The organism is Micromonospora sp. CPM1, assembly GCF_023896895.1.
In the GTDB taxonomy this organism is placed as follows: Bacteria; Actinomycetota; Actinomycetes; order Mycobacteriales; family Micromonosporaceae; genus Micromonospora; species Micromonospora tulbaghiae.
Map to the genome: position 1 here is coordinate 72555 of NZ_JAMHIU010000019.1, position 22880 is coordinate 95434.

20 protein-coding genes and 1 pseudogene are annotated in these 22880 nt (G+C 74.2%); 14 read left to right on the forward strand and 7 right to left on the reverse strand.

Annotated elements, in window-relative coordinates; translation table 11 throughout:
- Position 1: 1 nt before the first annotated feature.
- From M8C11_RS22440 to M8C11_RS22455, 4 genes are read left to right on the forward strand one after another with little or no spacing between them, the layout of a single operon-like run.
- On the forward strand, positions 2-1111 hold the full coding sequence (locus M8C11_RS22440) for a Xaa-Pro peptidase family protein (RefSeq protein ID WP_252452779.1): 1110 nt from the start codon (positions 2-4) through the stop codon (positions 1109-1111).
- Entirely contained in the window at positions 1108-2250 is a 1143-nt protein-coding gene (locus M8C11_RS22445; RefSeq protein WP_252452781.1) for an acyl-CoA dehydrogenase family protein, read from the forward strand. The genes M8C11_RS22440 and M8C11_RS22445 overlap by 4 nt, the downstream gene beginning before the upstream one ends.
- 9 nt (positions 2251-2259) lie before the next feature.
- A complete protein-coding gene (locus M8C11_RS22450; RefSeq protein ID WP_091426971.1) occupies positions 2260-2475 on the forward strand; it encodes a DUF433 domain-containing protein in 216 nt (71 codons plus the stop codon).
- Positions 2476-2534: 59 nt separating this feature from the next.
- A complete protein-coding gene (locus tag M8C11_RS22455; RefSeq protein ID WP_120569948.1) occupies positions 2535-3038 on the forward strand; it encodes an Lrp/AsnC family transcriptional regulator in 504 nt (167 codons plus the stop codon).
- Here the strand turns inward: M8C11_RS22455 and M8C11_RS22460 are convergent.
- Entirely contained in the window at positions 2971-3582 is a 612-nt protein-coding gene (locus M8C11_RS22460; RefSeq protein ID WP_252452783.1) for a histidine phosphatase family protein, read from the reverse strand. The two genes, M8C11_RS22455 and M8C11_RS22460, sit on opposite strands and share 68 nt — an antisense overlap.
- 160 nt (positions 3583-3742) lie before the next feature.
- On the opposite strand from M8C11_RS22460, the gene M8C11_RS22465 reads away from it, so the two are divergent.
- Complete coding sequence (locus tag M8C11_RS22465; RefSeq protein ID WP_043324133.1) at positions 3743-3937, forward strand: CsbD family protein; 195 nt, start codon at positions 3743-3745, stop codon at positions 3935-3937.
- Between the two features lie 57 nt (positions 3938-3994).
- Here the strand turns inward: M8C11_RS22465 and M8C11_RS22470 are convergent, their stop codons facing one another.
- On the reverse strand, positions 3995-5401 hold the full coding sequence (locus tag M8C11_RS22470) for a KamA family radical SAM protein (RefSeq protein ID WP_252452785.1): 1407 nt from the start codon (positions 5399-5401) through the stop codon (positions 3995-3997).
- 143 nt (positions 5402-5544) lie between these two features.
- Between M8C11_RS22470 and M8C11_RS22475 the strand changes: the two genes are divergently transcribed.
- Genes M8C11_RS22475 through M8C11_RS22500 form a run of 6 tightly spaced genes read left to right on the forward strand, consistent with a single transcriptional unit; the run spans position 5545 to position 12225 of the window.
- Positions 5545-6606, forward strand: a complete 1062-nt coding sequence (locus M8C11_RS22475; protein WP_252452787.1) for a zinc-binding alcohol dehydrogenase — start codon at positions 5545-5547, stop codon at positions 6604-6606.
- A gap of 4 nt (positions 6607-6610) precedes the next feature.
- Positions 6611-8182, forward strand: a complete 1572-nt coding sequence (locus tag M8C11_RS22480; RefSeq protein WP_252452789.1) for an amidohydrolase — start codon at positions 6611-6613, stop codon at positions 8180-8182.
- The gene (locus M8C11_RS22485) at positions 8179-9738 is read left to right on the forward strand and encodes a lysine 5,6-aminomutase subunit alpha (protein ID WP_252452791.1); all 1560 of its coding nucleotides are present in this window, start codon (positions 8179-8181) and stop codon (positions 9736-9738) included. The genes M8C11_RS22480 and M8C11_RS22485 overlap by 4 nt, the downstream gene beginning before the upstream one ends.
- The gene (locus tag M8C11_RS22490) at positions 9735-10490 is read left to right on the forward strand and encodes an OAM dimerization domain-containing protein (RefSeq protein ID WP_252452793.1); all 756 of its coding nucleotides are present in this window, start codon (positions 9735-9737) and stop codon (positions 10488-10490) included. Before M8C11_RS22485 ends, M8C11_RS22490 begins: the two co-directional genes overlap by 4 nt.
- Entirely contained in the window at positions 10487-10879 is a 393-nt protein-coding gene (locus M8C11_RS22495; protein ID WP_120569941.1) for a hotdog domain-containing protein, read from the forward strand. The genes M8C11_RS22490 and M8C11_RS22495 overlap by 4 nt, the downstream gene beginning before the upstream one ends.
- 11 nt (positions 10880-10890) lie before the next feature.
- Positions 10891-12225, forward strand: coding sequence for a glutamate mutase L (locus tag M8C11_RS22500; RefSeq protein ID WP_252452880.1), 1335 nt, complete (start codon positions 10891-10893; stop codon positions 12223-12225).
- Positions 12226-12660: 435 nt separating this feature from the next.
- Here M8C11_RS22500 and M8C11_RS22505 read toward each other — a convergent pair whose 3' ends face one another.
- The 4 genes and pseudogenes from M8C11_RS22505 to M8C11_RS22520 form a co-directional block, all read right to left on the reverse strand.
- Complete coding sequence (locus M8C11_RS22505) at positions 12661-13443, reverse strand: ABC transporter permease (RefSeq protein WP_252452796.1); 783 nt, start codon at positions 13441-13443, stop codon at positions 12661-12663.
- Positions 13440-14414 carry an ATP-binding cassette domain-containing protein gene (locus M8C11_RS22510; RefSeq protein ID WP_252452799.1) on the reverse strand — a complete coding sequence of 325 codons (975 nt, stop codon included), beginning with the start codon at positions 14412-14414 and terminating at the stop codon, positions 13440-13442. Before M8C11_RS22510 ends, M8C11_RS22505 begins: the two co-directional genes overlap by 4 nt.
- 68 nt (positions 14415-14482) lie before the next feature.
- Positions 14483-17593: a BTAD domain-containing putative transcriptional regulator gene (locus M8C11_RS22515; protein ID WP_252452802.1), complete on the reverse strand. Its 3111-nt coding sequence runs from the start codon at positions 17591-17593 to the stop codon at positions 14483-14485.
- Positions 17594-17644: 51 nt separating this feature from the next.
- Positions 17645-18961 (reverse strand): annotated as a pseudogene (locus M8C11_RS22520) (low temperature requirement protein A).
- 121 nt (positions 18962-19082) lie between these two features.
- Here M8C11_RS22520 and lnt point away from each other — a divergent pair.
- From lnt to M8C11_RS22535, 3 genes are read left to right on the forward strand one after another with little or no spacing between them, the layout of a single operon-like run.
- Positions 19083-20678: an apolipoprotein N-acyltransferase gene (gene lnt, locus M8C11_RS22525; RefSeq protein ID WP_256487326.1), complete on the forward strand. Its 1596-nt coding sequence runs from the start codon at positions 19083-19085 to the stop codon at positions 20676-20678.
- A gap of 26 nt (positions 20679-20704) precedes the next feature.
- On the forward strand, positions 20705-21496 hold the full coding sequence (locus M8C11_RS22530) for a polyprenol monophosphomannose synthase (RefSeq protein WP_252452808.1): 792 nt from the start codon (positions 20705-20707) through the stop codon (positions 21494-21496).
- A gap of 53 nt (positions 21497-21549) precedes the next feature.
- Complete coding sequence (locus M8C11_RS22535) at positions 21550-22089, forward strand: FxsA family protein (RefSeq protein ID WP_252452811.1); 540 nt, start codon at positions 21550-21552, stop codon at positions 22087-22089.
- 420 nt (positions 22090-22509) lie between these two features.
- On the opposite strand, the gene M8C11_RS22540 is transcribed toward M8C11_RS22535, so the two are convergent.
- Positions 22510-22851 (reverse strand): RNA polymerase-binding protein RbpA, encoded by a 342-nt coding sequence (locus M8C11_RS22540; RefSeq protein ID WP_007070998.1) that lies wholly within the window; start codon positions 22849-22851, stop codon positions 22510-22512.
- Between the last annotated feature and the right edge of the window lie 29 nt (positions 22852-22880).

Here is a 22880-nt window from a genome sequence, read left to right on the forward strand (position 1 = left end):
TGTGGGAATCGAGGAACTGTACCCCGCCGGGCGACTGACCGCGGCCCAGCGCGCCACCGCCGCGGCGGGCCTGGACGCGCTGCTGCTCACCCCGGGTTCCGACCTGCGCTACCTGACCGGCTACGACGCCCGCGAGGGGGAGCGGCTGACCTGCCTGGTCCTGCCCGCCGAGGGCGAGCCGACGCTGATCGTGCCGGTGCTGGAACGGCCGGACGCCGAGGCCGCACCCGGCACCGGGTACCGGATCGTCGACCACGCCGACGGCACCGACCCGTGGCCGCTGGTGCGCGCGGCGCTCCCCGGCCCGGTCCGCGCCGTCGGGCTGGCCGACCGGATGTGGGCGCAGCAGGTCATCGCGCTGCGCGACACGCTGCCCGGCGCGGCCCAGCGGCTCGCCTCCGACGTGCTGCGGGAGATGCGGATCCGCAAGTCGCCGGCCGAGGTGGCGGCGCTGGCCGAGGCGGGCGCCGCGATCGACGCGGTGCACCTGCGGATGGGGGAGTGGCTGCGCCCCGGCCGCACCGAGCGGGAGGTCGCGGCCGACCTCGCCGCCGCGATCCGGGCCGCCGGGCACGCCGCTGTCGACTTCGTCATCGTCGCCGCCGGGCCGAACGGCGCGAGCCCGCACCACGGCACCTCGGACCGCCCGATCGGCGCAGGTGAGCCGGTGGTGGTCGACATCGGCGGCACCATGCCGTCGGGCTACCGGTCCGACTGCACCCGCACGTACGTCGCCGGCGGCCCCGCCCCGGCCGAGTTCGTGGACTACTACGCGGTGCTGTGGGAGGCGCAGCGCGCCGCCGTGGCCGCCGTCGCGCCGGGCGTGACCGCCGAGGCCCTCGACGCGGTCGCCCGCGACGTCATCGGCGCCGCCGGGTTCGGCGACGCCTTCCTGCACCGCACCGGTCACGGCATCGGCCTCGACGGCCACGAGGAGCCGTACGTGGTGACGGGCAACCCCCGGCCGCTTCAGGCCGGCATGGCTTTCTCGGTCGAACCCGGGATCTACCTCGCCGGGCGGCACGGAGCCCGGATCGAGGACATCGTCGTCTGCACGACGGACGGCGGGCAACGGCTCAACACCACCCCCACGGAGCTCATCGCGCTATGAACGTCGACCGGATCCTGCCCACCGACGAGGCCCACGACCTGCTGGACCTCGCCACCGAACTCGCCGACCGGGAGCTGGCCCCGGCCGCCGCCGGTTTCGAGGCCCGCGCCGAGTTCCCCCGGGAGGCGCTGCGCACCCTGGGCCGGGCCGGCCTGCTCGGCCTGCCGTACGCGGAGGAGCACGGCGGGGCCGCCCAGCCGTACGAGGTGTACCTCCAGGTGCTGGAGATCCTCGCCAGCCGGTGGCTCGCAGTGGCCGAGGCGGTCAGCGTGCACACGCTGTCCTGCTACCCGGTGGCCCAGTTCGGCACCGACGAACAGCGCAAACTCCTGCCCGACATGATCGGCGGGGAGCTGCTCGGGGCGTACTGCCTCTCCGAGCCGCAGGGTGGTTCGGACGCGGCGGCCCTGACCACGCGGGCGGTGCGCGACGGCGACGCGTACGTGGTCACCGGCACCAAGGCGTGGATCACGCACGCCCGGGTGGCCGACTTCTACAACATCTTCTGCCGCACCGGCGGCCCCGGCCCGAAGGGCATCTCCTGCCTGCTGGCCGACCGGTCCACGTCGGGCATCCACCCGCAGGCCGCCGAGCGCACCATGGGCCTGCACGCCTCGCCGATCGCGCAGATCGCCTTCGACGACGCCCGGGTGCCGGCGGAGCGGCTGATCGGCGGCGAGGGCGCCGGGTTCACCATCGCGATGTCCGCGCTGGACTCCGGCCGCCTGGGCATCGCCGCGTGCGCTGTGGGCCTGGCCCAGGGCGCGCTGGACTACGCGGTCGGCTACGCCCGGGAGCGCCGCCAGTTCGGCCGCGCGATCATCGACTTCCAGGGGCTCGGGTTCAACCTGGCCGACGCCGCCACGCAGATCTCGGCCGCACGGGCGCTCACGCTCGCCGCCGCGCGGCTGCGCGACGCCGGACGCCCGTACTCGATCGAGGCGGCCAAGGCGAAGCTGTTCGCCACGGACGTGGCGATGCGGGTGACCACCGACGCGGTGCAGGTGCTCGGCGGCGCCGGGTACGTCGCCGACCACCCGGTCGAGCGGTACATGCGTGAGGCCAAGGTGCTCCAGATCGTCGAGGGCACCAACCAGATCCAGCGGCTGGTCATCTCCCGCGCGTTGGCGAAGGGCTAGCCTGTCGCGGTGACCTTCCCCCGGATCACCGTGGACCCCGACGTCATGGGGGGTGCGCCCTGCGTACGGCAGTCGCGCATCCCCGTGGCCACCCTGCTGGCCATGATGGCCGAGGGCATGTCCGTCACGGACATCCTCACCGACCTGCCGTTCCTGGACGAGGAGGACATGGCGGAGGTGCTGAACTTCGCCGCGGACGCGGTGCGCGACCGGACGGCGCGCTGAGCGTCACCGCGGCGGGCCGGGTGCGGCGTGGGAGCGCTTTTCCGGCTAGGGTGCAGCGCGTGGAGGAGATCGACCGTGCCATCGTCGCCGCGCTGACCGGGGACGGTCGGCTGTCGTACACGGATCTGGCCGAGCGGGTGGGCCTGTCGGTGTCGGCCGTGCACCAGCGGGTCCGCCGGCTGGAGCAGCGCGGGGTGATCAAGGGGTACGCCGCGCGGGTGTCGTTCGAGGCGCTGGACCTGCCGCTGACCGCGTTCGTGGCGATCCGGCCGTTCGACCCGTCGCAGCCGGACGACGCGCCGGAGCGGCTGGCGCACCTGTCCGAGATCGACTCGTGCTACTCGGTGGCGGGGGAGGACTTCTATCTCCTGCTGGTGCGGGTGGCCGGTCCGGCCGACCTGGAACGGGTGCTCCAGGAGATCCGTACCGCCGCGAACGTCACCACGCGCACGACTGTGGTGCTGTCCACGCCGTACGAGAACCGGCCGCCGAAGATCAATGGCGAGCTGACCGGTCGGGGGCGTCCCCGTCCGTCGGCGGAGCCGGCAGGTTCCACCGCCTGACCACCCGCCGGCCGTGCTCGTGACCGAGCACGCTGAGCGTGGCGGTGTCCAGCCGCAGCAGCGCGCCGGCCGAGGGCGGCAGCCCGATCCAGCGCGCCCCGAGCACCCGCAGGCTGTGTCCGTGCCCGACGAGCGCGACGTCGCCCTCCTGAAGCAGCGGCGCGACCCGGTCCAGGACGCGGTCGAGGCGGGCGCCGACCTGCTCCGGTGACTCCCCGCCGGGCCCGCCGTCGGTCCAGATCGTCCAGCCGGGCCGTTCGGCCTGGATGTCCGCGGTGGTGCGGCCCTCGTACTCGCCGTAGTGCCACTCGGCCAGGTCGGGCTCGATCGCGTCCACGGTGAGCCCGGCCAGGGCGGCGGTGCGGGTGGCGCGCTGGCGGGGGCTGGACAGCACCCGCGCGAAACGCCGGCCGGCGAGCAGCGGGGCCAGCGCGCGGGCCTGCCGCTCGCCGTCGGGGGTCAGCTCCAGGTCGGTGTACGAGGTGTGCCGGTGGGCGGCGCTCCACGTGGTCTCGCCGTGCCGGATCAGCAGGATCTCGTTCACCGGCCCAGTCAACCACGGTCGGGCGGCGTCGGCCGGGCGTCGAACCTTCAACCTATTGTCCTAGGACGCACTACGCGATGTACGCCGGTCAACGGCGTTTCACACGACAGTCACCGGGGACGCGACAAGGGCAAGGCGTAGCCGGACGAGGGAGGGCGACATGAGCTTCACCGACAAGGCGAAGAACAAGGCCCAGGAGATGAGCGGCATGGCCAAGGAGCGCATCGGAGACGTGACCGACAACGAGCGGTTGCGGGCCGAGGGCGCCTCCGAGCAGAGCGCGGCGCGCGCCCGGCAGGCCGGGGAGCACGCCAAGCAGGCGGGCCGCGACGTCAAGGACGCCTTCAACAAGTGAGTACGCGAACGGCGGGCCACCTCATCGCAGAGGTGGCCCGCCGTCGGGTGTCCGGGGTCAGTCGTCGCGGTGGGCGAGCCACCATGCCTGGCCGGCCTCGGGCAGCATGTCGATCGGGTCGTAGTAGGCGTAGCGCTTGTTCAGCGCCTCCAGGTCGGCCGACTCGATCGAGGTGCGGTAGTTCTTCGTCCAGTAGGAGATGCCGCGCTCACGGTCGTAGTCGGTGAGCATGTGCACCCAGCGCTTGCCGACGAACGGCACGTCGCAGACGATCCGCGGGGTGGCGTAGCCGGGCAGGTAGCCCATGATGTCGTGCTGGAGCTGCTGGGCGTGCCAGACCGGGACGCGCCAGTGCTCGGCGTTGGGGATCATGTCGCACATGTAGAAGTAGTACGGCAGGATGCCCGCTTCGCCCTGGAGCGCGAAGCAGAGGTCGAGCAGGTCGGCGCTGGTGGCGTTGACGCCGCGCATGAGCACGCCCTGGTTGCGCACGTCGCGTACGCCGACGTCGAGCGCGGTCTGGGCGGCCTTGGCGACCAGCGGGGTCAGCGACTGTGCGTGGTTGACGTGGGTGTGGATGGCCAGGTTGACGCCGCGGCGGGCGGCGGTGCGGGCGACCCGTTCGAGACCCTCGACCACGTCGGGCTGGAGCCAGTGCTGGGGCAGGCCCATGAGCGCCTTGGTGGCGAGCCGGATGTCGCGGATCGTCTCGATCTCCAGCAGGCGCATCAGGTACGACTCGAGGTTGCGCCACGGCACGTTGGCGACGTCGCCGCCGGATACGACCACGTCGCGTACGCCGGGGTGGGCCTTGAGGTACGTGATGTGGGCGTCGTAGCGGTCGACGGGCTTGAGGGTGAGCTTGAGCTTGTCGACGGCGGGGGTGGAGTTGCCGACGAGGTCCATGCGGGTGCAGTGGCCGCAGTACTGCGGGCAGGTGGAGAGCAGCTCGGCGAGGACCTTGGTGGGGTAGCGGTGGGTGAGGCCCTCGGCGACCCACATGTCGTGCTCGTGGAGGCTGTCGCGGCTGGCGTACGGGTGGGACGGCCAGTCGGTGCGCCGGTCGGAGGCGACCGGGATCATGTAGCGGCGGATCGGGTCGGCGAGCAGCGCCTCGGTGCTCATCGGCTGATCCGGCACCATGGTGTTGAGCATCTGCGGCGGCACCAGCATGGACATGGTGGCCAGGGCCTTCTGGTCGGCCTCCAGGTCGGCGTAGAAGGTCTCGTCGACGGTGTCGCCGAGGACGGCACGCAGCTGCTTGATGTTCTTGACGCAGTTGACCCGCTGCCACTGGGCGCTCTCCCACTGGTCGCGGGTGATGTGGCGCCAGCCGGGGAAGCGGGTCCAGTCGGGTTCGACGAGGGGCGCGCGGCGGTATTCGTAGGGCTGTCCGGCGGCCGGGACGGTGGCCGGCGCGTGGCGGGGCGTCGGGATGGTCTCCACCGGTTGGGTCTGGGTCACGGCCCCTCCTCGTCAGTGTGCGGGTTGATCAACGGTTGCGAAGGCTACTGGAAAATCTGCGGTGAAGAAATTAGTCTGCCGTAAGTTTTCCCGCGACGCGACCCCTGGCCGGGGGTTCGGGCGGCTGGACATAGGGGGTCGGCGTGACGTCACCGGTGGGTCTGCACCGAGTCGTGGAACCGGCGGGGGTGCTCCCGCAGGCGGCCTGGCGGTTGGACCCGGACCCGCGGATCGCGGCGAACGAGGTGCGGATCCGGGTCGAGCGGCTGAACCTGGACGCGGCGAGTTTCCGGCAGCTGGCGGAGAAGCACGGCGGCGACGGGGAGAAGGTCCGCGCCGAGGTGCTGGAGATCGTGTCGACCCGGGGGAAGATGCAGAACCCGGTGACCGGTTCGGGCGGCATGCTGATCGGCACCATTGAGGAGGCGGGCCGCCGGTCGCCGCTGGGGCTGAAGGCGGGTGACCGGGTGGCGACGCTCGTGTCGCTGACGCTGACGCCGCTGACGATCCTCGACGGGCTGGCCCGCTGGGACGGGCGCAGCGAGCAGGTGCCGTGCGACGGGTACGCGATCCTGTTCGCCCGGTCGATCGCGGCGGTGCTGCCGCCGGACCTGCACCCAGAGCTGTCCCTGGCGGTGCTGGACGTGTGCGGTGCGCCGGCGTTGACGGCGCGGGTGGTGGCCGAGCAGGTGGCGCGGCGCTCGCGTGAGGGTGATCCGCGTCCGGTGTCGGTGGCGGTGATCGGCGGGGCCGGCAAGAGCGGGTCGTTGTCGCTCGCGGCGGCGCGGCGGGCGGGCGCCGCCCGTACCGTCGGGGTGGTTCCGGTGGCGTCGGAGCGGGACGCGCTGACGGCGGCCGGGCTGGCCGACGTGGTGGCGCTGGCCGACGCGCGGGATCCGGTGGGGCTGTCGACGGCGGTGACGACGGCGCTGGGTGTGCCGGCGGACGTGACAGTGGTGTGCGTGGACGTGCCGGGGTGTGAGCACGGCGCGGTGCTGGCCACGGCGGACGGCGGTACGGTGATCTTCTTCTCGATGGCGACGAGCTTCGCGGCGGCGGCGCTGGGCGCGGAGGGCCTGGCGGCGGACGTGACGATGCTGGTGGGCAACGGGTACGTGCCGGGGCACGCGGCGCTGGCGTTGGATCTGTTGCGGGCCGAGCCGGGGGTGCGCGGTCTGTTCGAGGCGCGTCTGGCGGCAGACTGAGGCCATGACGAACCCCTCGACGCTGTATCGCGGTGGAGTGCTGCACTGTCCGGCCGACCCGAGCGCGACCGCGCTGCTGGTGCGGGACGGGCGGATCGCCTGGTTGGGTACGGACGCGGACGCGCCGCGGGCGGACCGGGTGGTGGAGCTGGGCGGTGCGCTGGTGACGCCGGCGTTCGTGGACGCGCACGTGCACGCGACGGATACCGGGTTGGCGTTGTCGGGGCTGGATCTGTCGGCGGTGCGGTCGGCGGGTGGGCTGCTGGAGGCGGTGTCGGCGTTCGCGGCGGGCCTGCCGGGTGACGCGGTGGTGCTGGGGCACGGCTGGGACGAGTCGGGCTGGGCGGATCGGGCGTTGCCGGACGCGGCGGCGCTGGACCGGGCGGCCGGTGGGCGGCGGGTGTATCTGTCGCAGGCGTCGATCCATTCGGCGCTGGTGTCGGCGGCGTTGCTGGCGGCGTGCCCGGAGGTGGTGTCGGCGGCCGGGTACGAGGCGTCGGGGTGGTTGCGGCGCGACGCGCATCATGCGGTGCGGGCGGCGGCGTTCGCGTCGGTGACGCGGGCGCAGCGGGTGGCGGCGCAGCGGCGGGCGCTGGAACACGCGGCGTCGCTGGGTGTCGCGGCGGTGCACGAGTGCGGTGGTCCGGACATCTCCGACGAGGAGGACTTCACCGGGCTGCTGGCGATCTCGGGGGCCGGGGTGCCGGAGGTGTACGGGTACTGGGGTGAGCTGCTGGGTGCGGCGAAGGCCCGGGAGCTGGGTGCGGTGGGCGCGGGTGGTGACCTGTTCGCGGACGGGGCGCTGGGGTCGCGGACGGCGCACGTGTCGGCGGCGTACCTGGACGGTGAGGCGGGGGCGTGCGGGCACGGGTACGTGTCGGCGGAGCAGGTGCGTGATCATCTGCTGGACTGCGCGGCGCACGGGTTGCAGGGCGGGTTCCACGCGATCGGGGACGCGGCGATCGGGACGGTGCTGGAGGGCTTTGGTCTGGCGGCGCGGTCGCTGGGTGTGGACCGGTTGCGGGCGGCCCGGCACCGGGTGGAGCACGCGGAGATCATGAGCAAGGCGCTGATCGCCGGGTTCGTGGAGTACGGGATCGTGGCGTCGATGCAGCCGGCGTTCGACCGGTTGTGGGGTGGCGCGGGCCGGATGTACGAGTCGCGGCTGGGGTTGGCCCGGTCGTTGGAGTCGAATCCGATGGGTGCGATGCACGGGGTCGGTGTGGCGTTGGCGTTCGGGTCGGATTCGCCGGTGACGCCGCTGGATCCGTGGGGGTCGGTGCGGGCGGCGGCGGCGCATCACAACCCGGCGCAGCGGATGAGTGTGCGGGCGGCGTTCGCGGCGCACACGCGTGGCGGGTGGCGGGCGGTGCACCTGGACAACGAGGGTGTGCTGGCGTTGGGGGCGCCGGCGACGTTCGCGGTGTGGGACACCCCGGCGGGTGTGGAGCGGGGGCTGCCGGTGGTGCTGGCCGAGGATCCGGAGTTGCGGGGCGCGGACGATCCGACGCCGCTGCCGGTGTGCCGGGCCACCGTGTTGCGCGGTGACGTGATCTATGAGGAAGGGTCTTCGTGACAGGGAAGCTTGGGCTGGATCCGGCGCTGGTGGCGCGGGCGCGGGAGTTGGCGCGCCGGGCCGGGCAGCCGGTGGTGGATCTGGCGCGCAGCCACACCACGGTGTCGGTGGAGCGGGCGGTGCTGCGGCTGGCCGGGGTGACCGGCGCGGACCCGGACGGTATTCCGTGGGTGAACCGGCTCGTGGACGCGGTGGTCGCGGATGTGGGTCTGGGGCACGGGGTGGCGGCGCCGGTGTTCGACGCGCTGGCGCGTGAGGGCATCGCGGATGTGACGTTGCTGGCGCAGAAGGCGGCGGCCGGGTCGGTGCGGTTCGCGCAGCCGTCGGGGAAGGCGGCGACGGCGGCGCGGCGGGCGTCGCGTAAGGCGGTGGCGGCGGGGATCCGCAGCATCGACCGGCGGCGCGCGGAGCGGGATCGGCTGGTGAAGCGGTTCGGGGATCCGGAGCGGCGGCCGTGGATCTACCTGATCGTGGCGACGGGTGACATCTACGAGGACATCCCGCAGGCGCAGGCGGCGGCGCGGGCCGGCGCGGACGTGATCGCGGTGATCCGGTCGACGGGGCAGTCGCTGCTGGACTACGTGCCGGAGGGGGCGACCCGGGAGGGGTTCGCGGGCACGTACGCGACGCAGGAGAACTTCCGGTTGATGCGGGCGGCGCTGGACGAGACGTCGCGGGAGCTGGGCCGGTACGTGCGGCTGACGAACTACGCGTCGGGTCTGTGCATGCCGGAGATGGCGACGCTGGCCGGCCTGGAGCGGCTGGACATGATGCTCAACGACTCGATGTACGGGATCCTGTTCCGCGACATCAACCCGATCCGCACGTTCGTGGACCAGCGGTTCTCGCGGCAGGTGCACGCGCGGGCGGGGATCATCATCAACACCGGTGAGGACAACTATCTGACCACCGCTGACGCGGTGGACGAGGCGCACACGGTGACGGTGTCGCAGCTGCTCAACGAGTTCTTCGCGCACGAGGCGGGGCTGGCGGACTGGCAGCTGGGGCTGGGGCACGCGTTCGAGATCAACCCGGATGTGCCGGAGTCGTTCCGGTTGGAGCTGGCGCACGCGTTGCTGGCGCGGGAGTTGTTCCCGGACGCGCCGTTGAAGTGGATGCCGCCGACGAAGCACATGACCGGTGACGTGTTCCGGGGCAACCTGCTGGACGGGTTCTTCAACCTGGTGGGCACGATGACCGGGCAGGGGATCCTGCTGGTGGGGATGATGACCGAGGCGGTGGTGACGCCGTGGCTGTCGGACCGGGACATCGCCCTGCAGAACGTGCGGTACGTGCTGGGCGCGGCGGGCGGGTTGCACGAGGACTTCGTGCCGGCGCCGGGCGGGTTCATCCAGCAGCGGGCGCACCGGGTGCTCGGTGAGGCGGTGGACCTGCTGGAGCGCATCGGTGACCAGTCGTTGCTGACGGCGATCGCCGAGGGCACGTTCGGGATCATGAAGCGGCCGGCGGACCGGGGCAAGGGTCTGTCCGGGGTGGCGCGGCACGAGGCGGACTACTACAACCCGGCCACGGAGATCCTGGAGCAACCCTCATGAGTGAGAAGACGGTCGTGCGGCCGTACGGGGACACCACCGGTGACGGCATGGTGCAGGTGTCGTTCACGTTGCCGGTGCCGCACGACAAGCGGGCCGAGGGCGCGGCGGTGCAGCTGGCAAACAAGATGGGCATGGACCCGGCGATGCTGGTGCACGCCAAGCCGATCGGTGACGGGTTCACGTTCTTCGTGGTGTACGGGCGGGTGAACCACCTGGTGGACCTGGCGAAGGTGCAGGTGGTGGAGCGTGACTATCCGCTGCTGTCGGCCAAGGAGGTCAACGCGGTGGTGAAGCGGCAGCTGCGCCGCAAGCTGTCGGTGGTGGGCGCGTGCATCGGCACGGACGCGCACACCGTCGGCATCGACGCGATCCTCAACGTCAAGGGCATCGCCGGCGAGAAGGGCCTGGAGTACTACCGGGAGCTGAAGGTCACGAACCTGGGCGCGCAGGTCAGTGTGCCGGAGCTGGTCGAGGCGGCCCGGCGGGAACGCGCCGACGCGGTGCTGGTGTCGCAGGTGGTGACGCAGCGCGACGCGCACCTGCACAACACGCGGGAGATGTCCGCGGCGTTCCGGGAGGCGATGCCGGCCGGGCGCCGGCCGCTGCTGATCGTCGGCGGGCCGCGGTTCGACGAGACGATGACCGGCGAGCTGGGCGTGGACCGGATCTTCGGCCGTGGCACCACTCCGGGTGAGGTCGCCAGTTACCTCGTCCACGCTTTGATCACCTCCAGGAAGGCGAACACCCCATGAGCGATCCGCGTGTCGGTCTCACAGTCGTCCACCGCCGGTACGTGCCGTACTCCCACGCCCACTATGCGGGCAACCTGGTCGACGGGGCGTACGCGCTGGGGTTGTTCGGTGACGTGGCCACCGAGGTGTGCATCCGCACCGACGGCGACGAGGGGTTGTTCGCCTCGTACGCCGATGTGCAGTTCCGGGCGCCGATGAAGGCCGGTGACGTGCTGGAGGTGACCGCGACGGTGACCCGGGTGGGCACGCGCAGCCGCACCATCGACTTCGCCGCCACTGTGGTGTGCCGGGGCCGTCCGGACAAGGGCGAGTCGGCCGCCGAGGTGCTCGACGAGCCGATCGTGGCGGTCACCGCGACCGGCACTGTGGTCGTGCCGCCGTCCCCGTGAGCGAGTCGATGTTGCGCGCCGTCGTCTGCGCCGACGTCGGGTCGACGTACACGAAGGCGGCGGTGGTGGACCTCGACGGCGGCCGGCTGGTCGCCGCGGCGTCCGCGCCCACCACGGTGGGCACTGATGTCCTGCACGGCCTGGACGCCGCGGTCGGTGCGGCCACCGCGTCGGCCGGGGTCGCTGAGGTGCCCTGGTACGTGTGTTCGTCGGCCGGTGGTGGGCTGCGCCTGGCGGTGGTGGGTTACGAGCCCCTCGTCACCGCTCAGGCGGGCCGGCGGGTCGGTCTGTCGGCGGGCGCGAACGTGGTGCACGTGGCGGCGGGGCGGCTGTCCGGGGCGGACGTGGCGGCGTTGCGGGCGGCCCGCCCGGACGTGGTGCTGCTGGTGGGCGGCACCGACGGCGGCGACGCGGACACGGTGACGCACAACGCGACGCGGTTGGCGAAGGCCCGGTTCCGGGTGCCGGTGGTCCTCGCCGGCAACGCCGACGTGCGCGACGACCTGCACGCGCTGCTGGCGGGCGCGGGGGTGCCGGTGACGGCGGCGGACAACGTGCTGCCCCGCATCGGGGTGCTGGAGCCGGCGTCGGCGCGGGCGGCGATCCGGGAGGTGTTCCTGCGGCACGTCATCGGCGGCAAGAAGCTGTCCCGGGGTACCCGGTTCGCGCGGCTGGTCCGCGCCGCCACCCCGGACGCGGTGCTCACCGGCGTGGAGGTTCTCGCCGGCACGCTCGGCGGTGACCTGGCCGTGGTGGACGTGGGTGGGGCCACCACCGACGTGTACTCGGTGCTCACGCCCGACGAGCGGGACAGCGGGCCGAGTCAGGAGGTCGCCGGGACGCTGTGGCGGGCGCGCACCGTCGAGGGTGACCTGGGCATGCGGTGGAGCGCGCCGGGTGTGGTGCGCGCCGCGGTCGAGGAACGGCTGCTCGACCCGGCAGAGGAGGCGGAGCTGGCGGCTGCGGCGGCGGTCCGGGCGGCCGATCCGGGGTTCCTGCCCGTCGGTGACGGCGAGCGGGCCGTGGACCGGCGCATCGCGGCGCTGGCGGCGACCGTGGCGTTGCGGCGGCACGCGCGGGGCGCGGCGACGGGGGAGCGGGCCGGGCGGGACCTGCGGGAGGTGAAGCTGCTCGTCGGTTCCGGTGGGGTGCTGCGGCACGCCGAGCCGGGCGACGCGGCGGCGGTGCTCGACGCGGTGCTGACCGATCACGCGGGCGGGTGGGCGTTGCCGCGGGCGGCCCGCCCGGTCGTCGACGTGGACTACGTGCTGGCCGCCGCGGGGCTGCTCGCCGGCGACCATCCGGGTGCGGCGGCGGCGATGCTGCGGCACCACCTCGGTGCCTGAAGCAGCCTCAGGAATCGAGACGCGCCGACGCGACACGCCGTGTTGCAACACACGACAGGCCCGGGTGGGTTGACAGCGGCGGGGGTCTACGCCGTACCGTCTTTGAGTCCTACCACGGGAAGCGGCTGTTGTTCGCTTCGTCCCTTCGTCCGCTGGCCGAGCGACCGGAAGGTTGCGGCGGCCAGGTCCAGCGGGCGGGGGTCGGCGGGGCGGCGCGAACCGGTCGCGGTTACCGGTGTACGGGCAGGGTGAGAGGCACGGCCAGTAGACAACGGCCAGGCGGGGGCAGCCAGTCCACGTCGGGTCGGTCCGAAGGTCGGCGCCGATCGTCTTCGCCCCACCGGCCGGGAAGGGCCTGGGAGCATCGGGGCGCGGCTTCGGCCGCGCCCCGATTTCATCCCCCCCGATGTTCCCCGTGTCAGCGGCCGAGCCCGCTCAGCGGCCCAGCCGCCGGTAGCTGCGCACCGCCGCCGGGGCGGCCACCGCGATCAGCGCCAGCGGCCAGGCGATCGCCAGTTCCAGCGCGTGCCGGGCCGGCCACGAGTCCCCGCCCAGGCCCGGGTTGCCGAACAGGTCCCGGGCCGCCGCCACGGTGGCCGACAGCGGGTTCCACGCGGCGATCGCGCCCAGCCAGTCCGGCATCAGCTCCGGCGCGACGAACACGTTCGACAGGGCGGTCAGCGGGAACGCCAGCGGGAACACCACCACCGCGACCGTGTCCGGGTTCGGCACGAGCAGCCCGAACAGGATGCCCACCCAGGTCATCGCGACGCGCAGCAGCAGGATCAGCGCCACCGCCGCCAGTGCCGGGCCGATGCCCTCGCGCCACTGCCAGCCCACCAGCAGCCCGCACACCACCAGCGTGGTCATCTCCAGGCACGCCCGTACCAGGTCGGCGCCGGCGCGGCCGGACAGCAGCGCCGAGCGGGCCATCGGCAGTGACCGGAACCGGTCCACCACGCCCCGGCCGGCGTCCGCCGCGATCGCCGACGCGGTCGCGCCGAGGCCGTAGAGCATCGTCATGACGAACACGCCCGGCAGCAGGAACTCCCGGTAGCTGCCCTGGCCCGGCACGGACATGCCGCTGCCGAACACGTAGCCGAACACCAGCACGAACATGATCGGCAGGCTGAAGTAGAGGATGATCTCCTCCGGGGCGCGGACCACGTGCCGCATGTTCCGTCCGGCCATCAGCCATCCGTCGGTCAGCGCCCTCACGACGCCACCCCCACCCGCTGCGTGTCGGCGTGGGCGCCGGTGAGCCGCAGGAACGCCTCGTCGAGCGTGGGCCGGCGGACCAGGACGTCCTCCACGGCGATCCCGGCGTCGTCGAGGGCCCGCAGCACGGCGGTGAGCACCGCGATCCGGTCGGCCACCGGCGCGTCCACACGGCGCAGGTCGGTGTCCACCGTCGCGGTCGCGCCGGTGGCGCGTTCCACGACGGCTGCCGCCGCGGGCAGGTCCGCCGCGTCGTGGACCACCAGTTCCAGCCGGTCGGCGCCGATGCGGGCCTTCAGCCGCTCCGGGGTGCCCTCGGCCACGACCCGGCCGGTGTCGATGACGCAGACCCGGTCGGCGAGGTGGTCGGCCTCCTGCAGGTACTGGGTGGTCAGCAGCACGGTGGTGCCGTCGTCGACCAGTTCCCGCACCGCCGTCCACAGGCCGTTGCGGCTGCGCGGGTCCAGGCCGGTGGTCGGCTCGTCGAGGAACAGCACCCGCGGCGGCACCACCAGGCTGGCCGCCAGGTCCAGGCGGCGGCGCATCCCACCGGAGTAGGTGCCGGCCGACCGGTCGGCGGCCTCGGTCAGGCCGAACCGGTCCAGCAGTTCCTCGGCGCGGCGGCGGGCCCGGCGCGCGGACAGGCGGCGCAGCCGGCCGAACAGCACCAGGTTCTGCCGTCCGCTGAGTACCTCGTCGACGGCCGCGTACTGGCCGGTCAGGCTGATCGCGGCGCGGACCCGGTCCGGGTCGGAGGCGACGTCGTACCCGGCCACCCTGGCCCGGCCGGCGTCGAAACGCAGCAGCGTGGTGAGGATCCGCACCGCGGTGGTCTTGCCCGCCCCGTTGGGGCCGAGCACCCCGTACACGGTGCCGGCCGGCACGGCCAGGTCGAAGCCGTCCAGGGCGGTGGTGCGTCCGTACGTTTTTCGGATCCCGTCGGCCAGCACGGCCGTCGTGTCGTCGGTCATGGGTGTCAGCGTCACCGGTGGCGCTGACCGGGCGCGTACCGCGCGCGCACCGGGCGGCGACGGGCCGGTCAGCGGCCGTCGAGCAGCGCCAGCGCCCGCTGCCGGGGCAGGTTCGCGCCGCCGGCGTACGCGGTGGCGAACGCCGCCTCGCCCAGGCGTTCCCGCAGCGTGGCGGCGGTCGGTGTGCCGGCCGGGGCGTCGGCCGCGCCGGTGCCGGCCAGCAGCGCCGCCGCCGCACCCAGCAGGCGGGCCGCCGCCTCGTGGTCGCCGTCGCGCAGCAGCGGCCCGGCCAGCCCGTCGGCCGCCGCGGCCACCACCGGCGCGTCCCACACCCCGGCGTCGGCGGTGAGGACCTGCCGGTAGTGGGCGCGGGCGGTCGCCGGGTCGCCGGCGGCGTCGGCGAGCTGCCCGAGCGTCACCAGCGCCGCCAGTCGCACCACCTCGGCGCCGAACCAGCCCGACGGGCACTGCGCGACCGCCCGTTCGCACAGCGCCCGCGCCCGCTGCGGGTCGCCGTCGCGGCGGGCGATCTCGCCGAGCCCCAGATCCGCGGCGGCGACCAGCTCCGGCGCGCCGGCCGGCCCGGCGATGCGCCGCACCCGCCGGTAGTCCTCGGCCGCGCCGGCCAGGTCACCGGCGACCAGCCGCCCGTCGGCGCGGGTACGTAGCAGCTCCGCCAGGTCCAGGGTGGAGCCGAGCTGTTCGGCCAGGTCCAGCGCCTCCGCCATCGGCGCGGCCGCCGACGCGACGTCACGGGTGCGGTAGGCGGCCTCGGCGCGGGTGGACAGCGTCACGATCATGCCCCAGCGGTCTTCGAGGGCCCGGAAGCCGGCCAGCGCGGCGTCCAGCTCGGCGCGGGCCTGCTCGTGACGGGCGTGCAGCAGGCTGACCATCGCCGTGCCCAGCAGGCCCAGCGCCCGGCTCCACGGGTCGGTGCCGAGCAGCCGGTCCTGGACGGCCTGCTCGTGCAGCGCCGCCGCGTCCTGCGGTGACGGGGGGCCGCTGGCCATGCCGGACAGGTACAGCAGGAACGGATGCCGGGGCGGCCGGGCCAGGGTCCACAGGATCCGCGACGCGGTGTCCACCTCGCTGCGCTCACCGCCGCCGGCGAGCGTGGCGACCAGCAGGCCCAGCGCGTACTCCTCGGCCAGGTCGCCGGGCGGGCCGTCGAGCCGGTCGACCAGCCGCCGGGCCAGCGCCGCGCCCTCCCCGCGCAGGCCCCGCAGCCACCAGTAGAACGCCAGCGCCGCGACCAGCCGCAACCCGGTGGCGGTGTCCGCGTGCCGCAGCGCCGCGTGCAGGTCGTCGCGCGCGGCGTCCAGGCGGCGCAGCCACCGGTCCTGGCCGCCGCCGCGCAGGCCCGCGTCGCCGGCCAGCGCCAGATCCAGGAAGTACGCGGCGTGCGCGTCCCGCACCCGCCCGGTCTCGCCGTGCTCGGCGAGCCGGGCCGCCGCGAACTCGCGGATCGTCTCCAGCATCCGGTAGCGCCCGCCGGTGGCCTCCACCAGCGACTTGTCCACCAGGCCGGTGAGCACGTCCACGACGTCCTCGGCGTCCGGCGCGCACACCGCCTGCACCGCGGCCAGGTCGGCGGCGCCGGCGAACACGCTCATCCGGGCGGCCAGGCGCCGCTCCGGGGCGTCGAGCAGGTCCCAGCTCCACCCCACGACCGCCCCCAGCGTGCGGTGCCGGGGCGCCGCGGTGCGGTCTCCGCGGCGCAGCAGCCGGAACCGGTCGTCCAGACGCGCCGCGACCTGCGTCACCGGCAGGGCCCGCAGCCGCGCCGCGGCCAGCTCCAGGGCCAGCGGCAGCCCGTCGAGGGTACGGCAGATCCGCAGCACCGCCGGGGTGGTGGCGGCGTCGAGGGCGAACCCGGGCGACACGTCGGCGGCCCGGTCGGTGAACAGCCGCACCGCCGGGTACGCGGCTGCCGTCTCCGGCGTGGCCGGCCCGTCCGGGGCGGGCAGCCCACCGACCGGGCACAGCGCCTCGCCGGTGAGGCCCAGCGGTTCCCGGCTGGTGGTGAGCACCCGCAACCCGGGCGCGGCGGCGAGCAGCCGGCCGGTCAGCCGGGCCGCGTCGTCGACGACGTGCTCGCAGTTGTCCAGCACCAGCAGCAGCCGCCGGTCGGCCAGCGCGGCGACCAGCCGGTCGGTGAGGTCGGCCGGGCCGCCGGGTGTGCGCAGGCCGGCGTCGCGCAGGTCCAGCGCGGCCAGCACGGCCGGCGCGACCGGCGCACCGGCTGCCACGGCGGCCAGCTCCACCAGGCACACCGGTCCGTCGTGGCCGGACGCGACGGTGGTGGCCAGCCGGGTCTTGCCGGCGCCGCCCGGGCCGTGCAGGGTGACCAGCCGCGCCACGCCGAGCAGGTCGTGGACCCGCCGTAGTTCCGGTTCCCGGCCGACGAAGCTGGTGAGCGGGCTGGGCAGCCGGGCGGGCGGCGCGGCGTCGTCACGCAGCAGCGCCGTGTGCAGCGCGACCAGCTCCGCCGACGGGTTGGTGCCCAGTTCCTCGGCCAGCACCCGGCGGGCGTCGGCGTAGACGGCGAGCGCCTCGGCGCGTCGGCCGGCGCCGTGCAGGGCCCGCATCAGCAGCCCGTGCAGCCGTTCCCGCAGCGGATGCGCCGCCACCAGGTCCCGCAGCTCGGCGATCAGCGGCGCACCGGCCGGCGCCAGCGCCAGCTCCGCCTCGACGCGGTCCTCGACCGCGGCCAGCCGCGCGTCCCGCAGCCGGGCCGCCTCGGCGTCGGCGAACGGCGCGCCGGTCACGTCCGCGAGGGGTTCGCCGCGCCACAGGCCGAGCGCGTCGCGCAGCAGCGCCGCCGCGCCGGCCGGATCACCGGCGGCGAGCGCCGCCCGCCCGGCCGCCGCAAGGCCGGTGAAGCGGTGCACGTCGACGCGCTGCGGGTCCACGGCCAGCCGGTAGCCGGCCGGACCGAACTCGATGTGCGCGTCCGGCAGGAGCCGCCGCAGCCGCGACACCTGCGACTGCAGCGCGTTCGCGGCCTGCTCGGGTGGCCGGTCGCCGTACACGCCGTCGACGAGGCGCTGCGGCGCCACGGTGCGGTCGGCGTCGAGCAGCAGCAGCACCAGCAGCGCGCGCAGCCGCCCGCCGGCGACGGGCAGCACGCTGCCGTCGGCCGCGTACGCCTGGGTCGCGCCGAGCACACCGAACCGCATGCGCCCGATTGTCGCCTGTCGCCGGTGACGCCCACACTCCCCACCCGCCGGTCACAGGTGGTGCCGGCGCCATTCGGACTGCTCCTGTTCAGCGGCGACCTGCTCGTCCAACGCGGTCCGGCGCACCTGACTGCGCCACGGGTCGGTCGACCGCAGGCCCAGCAGGACCACCGAGACGCCGGCCACCGCCACAATCGCCAGCGCGGCCACCGCCGGCAGCCGGCCGGCCCACGGCAGTCCCACAGCCATCGCGACCACCACGGCGGTGGGTACCGCCGAAACCCGGTGCGTCGCGCGTACCCCCAGCGCCAGCAGCCCCGACAGGTAGATGACCAGCCCGGCGAACAGCACCCGGTTGTCCAGAGCGGCGGCGTGTGCCCGCCAGGGATCACCGTGCGGGTCGGAGATGACAGCGAGGTAACGCTTGAGGCCGAGGGCGAACAGGATGATCCCGGTGATCAGCGGCAGGTGCAGGTAGGCGTAGGCGTCGCGGGCGAACGCTGCCCGTGCGCGCACGTCGCGGGTGCGATGCAGGCGCTGCTCCAGCGCGGGCGCCAGGCTGTCGAAGTACAGCCACCACAGCGCCGCGATGATGGTGACGCCGAGCACCGACGCCACGATCACCGGCCACGTGGCCGGCAAACCGGCGCTCAGCTTCGGCCCCAGCCCGAGCGAAATGATCGACTCGCCGAGCGCGATGAGCAGGATCAGGGCGTACCGCTCCGCCCAGTGGGCGGCGGACACGACTGTCAGCCCGGTGCTGGGGGCGAGGCCCCCGGAGGTGTACTCGATGCAGAACGCGGCCAGCCACAGCGCCAGCGGCAGCCACGCCTGCCAGGTCTGCTGGGGCGACTCGGGCAGGGCCGCGGTGGCGAGGATCAACGCCACGCTGATCAGCGGCGGCAGGCCGAGGCGCACGGCGGTTCATCCGCGGTGGCTGCTGCGGCTGAGGAACACCAGCACCTGGGCCGCCCGGATGACCAGATAGCAGCAGGCGAACAGGACCGGGGCGGGTGGCCCGGAATGCCGCTGCGCCGGCTCGTCGGCGAACGCCGCCGGCATGGCCAGGGTCAGGACGAACAGGGCTGCCACAGTCACCGCGCCGACAAGCGGCATCACCCCCTGGTCGGTGCGGACGACATTGCCCAGGGCGGCGAAGGACACCCAGCACCACCACAGCAGCAACAGCAGCAACAGCCCGGCCAGCAACGACCTGCCGCTCAGGGTTTCGGAGAGCACGTTGGTGACGTTCAGGAACGCGAACACGAACACGAGGTCGTAGAACAACTCGACCCGGGTGACGCGGGAGCCGGGCGCGGTCGGCAGGATGCGGCCCCGTCCCCGCTCAGCGCTCATGCTGCCGAGCATGACAGCGGGGCTCCGCCCGCCGGGCGCAGTTGTCCGATCGGTGGCGCAGGGGCGCGGGCCGACGACCGGTACGGGCGGGTAGCCTTCGGCCCGTGATCGTGGGGAGAAGCCGGTGACGACGCTGGACCGGGAACAGCCGCGTGCCACCGACGGGGCACCCGGCGACGGCGCCGCGCGTCCCCTGCCGCTGACGCTGGCCGTGCCGGCCGCCGTGCTCGCCGGGGTGGCGCTGCTGCTGGCGTTCCCGCCGTACGGGTGGTGGCCGCTGGCGCCGGTCGGCGTGGCGTTGCTGGCCGCCGCCGTGCACCGGCGGCGGCTGCGCGCCGGCGCCGGGCTCGGCTTCCTGACCGGGCTGGCGTTGTTCGCGCCGCTGCTGGAGTGGACGAACCTGCACACCGGCTACCTGCCGTGGGCGCTGCTGTCGCTGCTTCAGGCCGCCTACCTGGCGCTGCTGGGCGCCGCCACCGCCTGGGTGTCGCCGCTCGCCGACCGGCACCGGGCGGCGTGGCCGCTGCTCACCGGCGTGCTGTGGGTGGGGCAGGAGGCGCTGCGTGACCGCACCCCGTTCGGCGGGTTCCCGTGGGGGCGGCTGGCGTTCAGCCAGGACACGTCGCCGCTGCTGAAGCTGGCCGCGCTCGGCGGCGCCCCGCTGGTCACGTTCGCCGTCGCGGTCGCCGGTGGGCTGCTGGTCACCGCCGCGTGGCGGGACTGGCGGCGCGCGCCGGGGCAGTGGCGGCCGGTCGCCGGGCTGACCGCCGCGCTGGTGGCGCTGCTCGCCGCGGGCACGGCCGTGCCGACCGGGGTACGCGGCGCCGGCGACACCGTCACCGTCGCGATCGTGCAGGGCAACGTGCCACGCCTCGGGCTGGACTTCAACGCCCAGCGGCAGGCGGTGCTGAACAACCACGTCGACGCGACGCTGGACCTGGCGCGGCGGGTCGCCGAGGGCGGCCAGGAGCGGCCCGACGTGGTGGTGTGGCCGGAGAACTCCAGCGACATCGACCCGCTACGCAACCCGGGCGCGGGGGAGCGCATCTCCCAGGCCGCCGACGCGATCGGCGCGCCGATCCTGGTCGGCGCGGTGCTGGTCGGGCCCGGGCCGGGGCAGGTGCGCAACGCGGGGCTGCTGTGGCGGCCGGGCAGCGGCGCCGACCTGGACCAGGTGTACACGAAACGGCATCCCGTGCCGTTCGCCGAGTACGTGCCGCTGCGCTCCGTCGCCCGCAAGATCAGCTCTCAGGTCGACCGGGTCCGGTCCGATTTCGTACCCGGTGACCGTCCCGGCGTGCTGGACGCCGGCCCGGCGGTCCTCGGCGACGTGATCTGCTTCGAGGTCGCCTACGACGGCATCGTCCGGGACACCGTCACCGGCGGCGCGCAGCTGCTGGTGGTGCAGACGAACAACGCCACGTTCGACGTGGCCGAGGCCCGCCAGCAGCTGGCCATGGTGCGGCTGCGGGCGGTGGAGCACGGCCGGGCCGCGTTGATGGCCTCCACGGTCGGGGTGTCCGGGTTCGTTTCCCCGGACGGGCGGGTAGACGGTGCGACCGGGTTCAACACCGCCGCGGTGGTGGTGCGGCAGATGGAACTCGGCGACGGGCGTACCCCGGCGACCACGGCCGGGGTGTGGCCGGAGGTGGCGCTGACGGCGCTGGCGGTCGCGGCCCTGGCCGGCGCGGCCGTGCTGCGCCGCCGCCGGGAGGTCGCTCCCGGCTGAGCCGACGAGCGGGAGGCGGTGCGACGGTGGGCGTGGCAGCCGGCAGGCGGACGGTCGGCCATCCCGGGGTGGGGCGGGTCCTGGTGGTCATCCCCACCTACAACGAGGCCGACAACGTCGGGCGCATCGTCGCCCGGGTACGCGCGGCGGCGCCGGCGGTGGACGTCCTCGTCGCCGACGACAACAGCCCCGACGGCACCGGCGCGATCGCCGACACGCTCGCCCGGAACGACCCGCGGGTGCACGTGCTGCACCGGGAGGGCAAGGAAGGGCTCGGCGCGGCCTACCTGGCCGGTTTCGCCTGGGCCCGCGCCCACGGCTACGACGCGGTGGTGGAGATGGACGCCGACGGCTCGCACGCCCCGGAGGACCTGCCGGCGCTGCTGCACGCCGCCCGCGACGCCGACGTGGTGATCGGCTCCCGGTGGACCCGCGGCGCGCGGGTGCTGAACTGGCCGTGGCGGCGACTGCTGCTGTCCCGGGTGGGCAACCTGTACGCGCGGCTGGCGCTGGGCATGCCGGTCAGCGACGCCACCGGCGGGTACCGGGTGTACCGGTCGAGCGCGCTGGACGCGATCGACCTGGACTCGGTGCGTTCCCAGGGGTACGCGTTCCAGGTGGAGCTGTCCCGGCTGGCGCACCGCGCCGGGGTGCGGATCGTGGAGGTGCCGATCACGTTCGCCGAGCGGGAACACGGCGACAGCAAGATGAGCCCCCTGATCGTGGCCGAGGCGCTGTGGCGGGTCACCCGCTGGGGGGTGCGGGACCGCCTGGCGACCGTGTCCGCCCGCCCGGATGCGCTCGCGCGCTGGCCTTGAGCGAGGGCGTGTCATGCTTGAGGGGCGTGATGACCCCGGGCTGATGAGGTGAGATGCGCCGAGGACTGAAGTACGTACCACCGGCCCTGCTGCTGCTCGCGCTGCTGGAGCTGACCGTTTTCGTGCTGGTCGGCCGGGCCGTCGGGTTCGGCGCGGCGGTGCTGCTGGTGTTCGGGGCGTCCCTGCTGGGTCTGGTGCTGCTGCGCCGCGAGGGCATGCGGGCGTGGCGGAGTTTCCGGGCCGCCGCCCAGGCGGGCCGCCCGCCGGGGCCGGAGGTGACCGACGGGCTGGTCGGTCTGCTGGGTGCGCTGCTGCTGGCGATGCCGGGCCTGGTCAGCGGCTTGGTGGGCCTGCTGTTGCTGGTGCCGCCGCTGCGCCGGCTGGCCGGTGGCGGGGTGCGCCGGGCGACCGAGCGTCGGGTGTCGTCGATGGTCGCCGGTGACCTGTTCGGGCCGCGCCGGGTACGCGTGTACCGGGGTGCGCCGCAGCCGGCCCCGGAGCCCGCACCGTCACCGTCGCCTGGTCCTGCGCCCTCGCCGCAGCCGGTCACCGACCCGGGCAAGGCCATCGAGGGCGAGATCGTCGACCGCTGACGCGCGCCCGCCACGCCATCGGCTTGATCAACTCCACTTCGCCGAGGTGGCGGCATCAAACCGCGCCCGACCCCACCACCTCCCCGAACTGGCGGCCCGACCCTCGATTCGGCACGGCGGGCCGGCGGTTACCGGGTCGTCGCCGACGAGCCCGTACCGGGTGGCATGCTCGCGTGATCGACGCCAGCTCGGCGAGGTGGTGGCATCACCGCGGCCCGGATACACCCACCTCCCCGAACTGGTGGCCGAGCGCGAGTCGACGCCCTGACCACCCCATGATCGACACCGTTTCGGGGAGGTGGCGGCATCAGGGCATAGGCGTTACCGCTACTTCCCCGAAGTGGCGGCCGCCTCTGCCCGGTCCGGGCAACGGAAACGCCCCCGGGTGATCCCGGGGGCGTTTCGGTGCGTTACGGACGGTCAGGCACGACCGCGGCGGGTCCGGACCTCCTGGAGCCGCTCGGCGAGGATGTCCTCCAGCTCGGCGATCGAACGCCGCTCCAGCAGCATGTCCCAGTGGGTACGCGGCGGCTTGGCCTTCTTCTGCTCCGGCTCGGTGCCGTCGACCAGGCGGGCGACGCTGCCGTCGAACTTGCACTCCCAGGTCGTCGGGACCTCGGCGTCGACGGCGAACGGCACCTCGAACTGGTGGCCCTTGGCGCAGAGGTACTCGCGGGTCTGGCGCGGCGCGAGCTCCGTGTTGCGGTCGGATTCGTAGCTGACCGCGCCAAGCCGGCTACCGCGCAGCATGCGCTCGCCCATGATCGACTTCCCCTCGTTCGTGGTGCTGG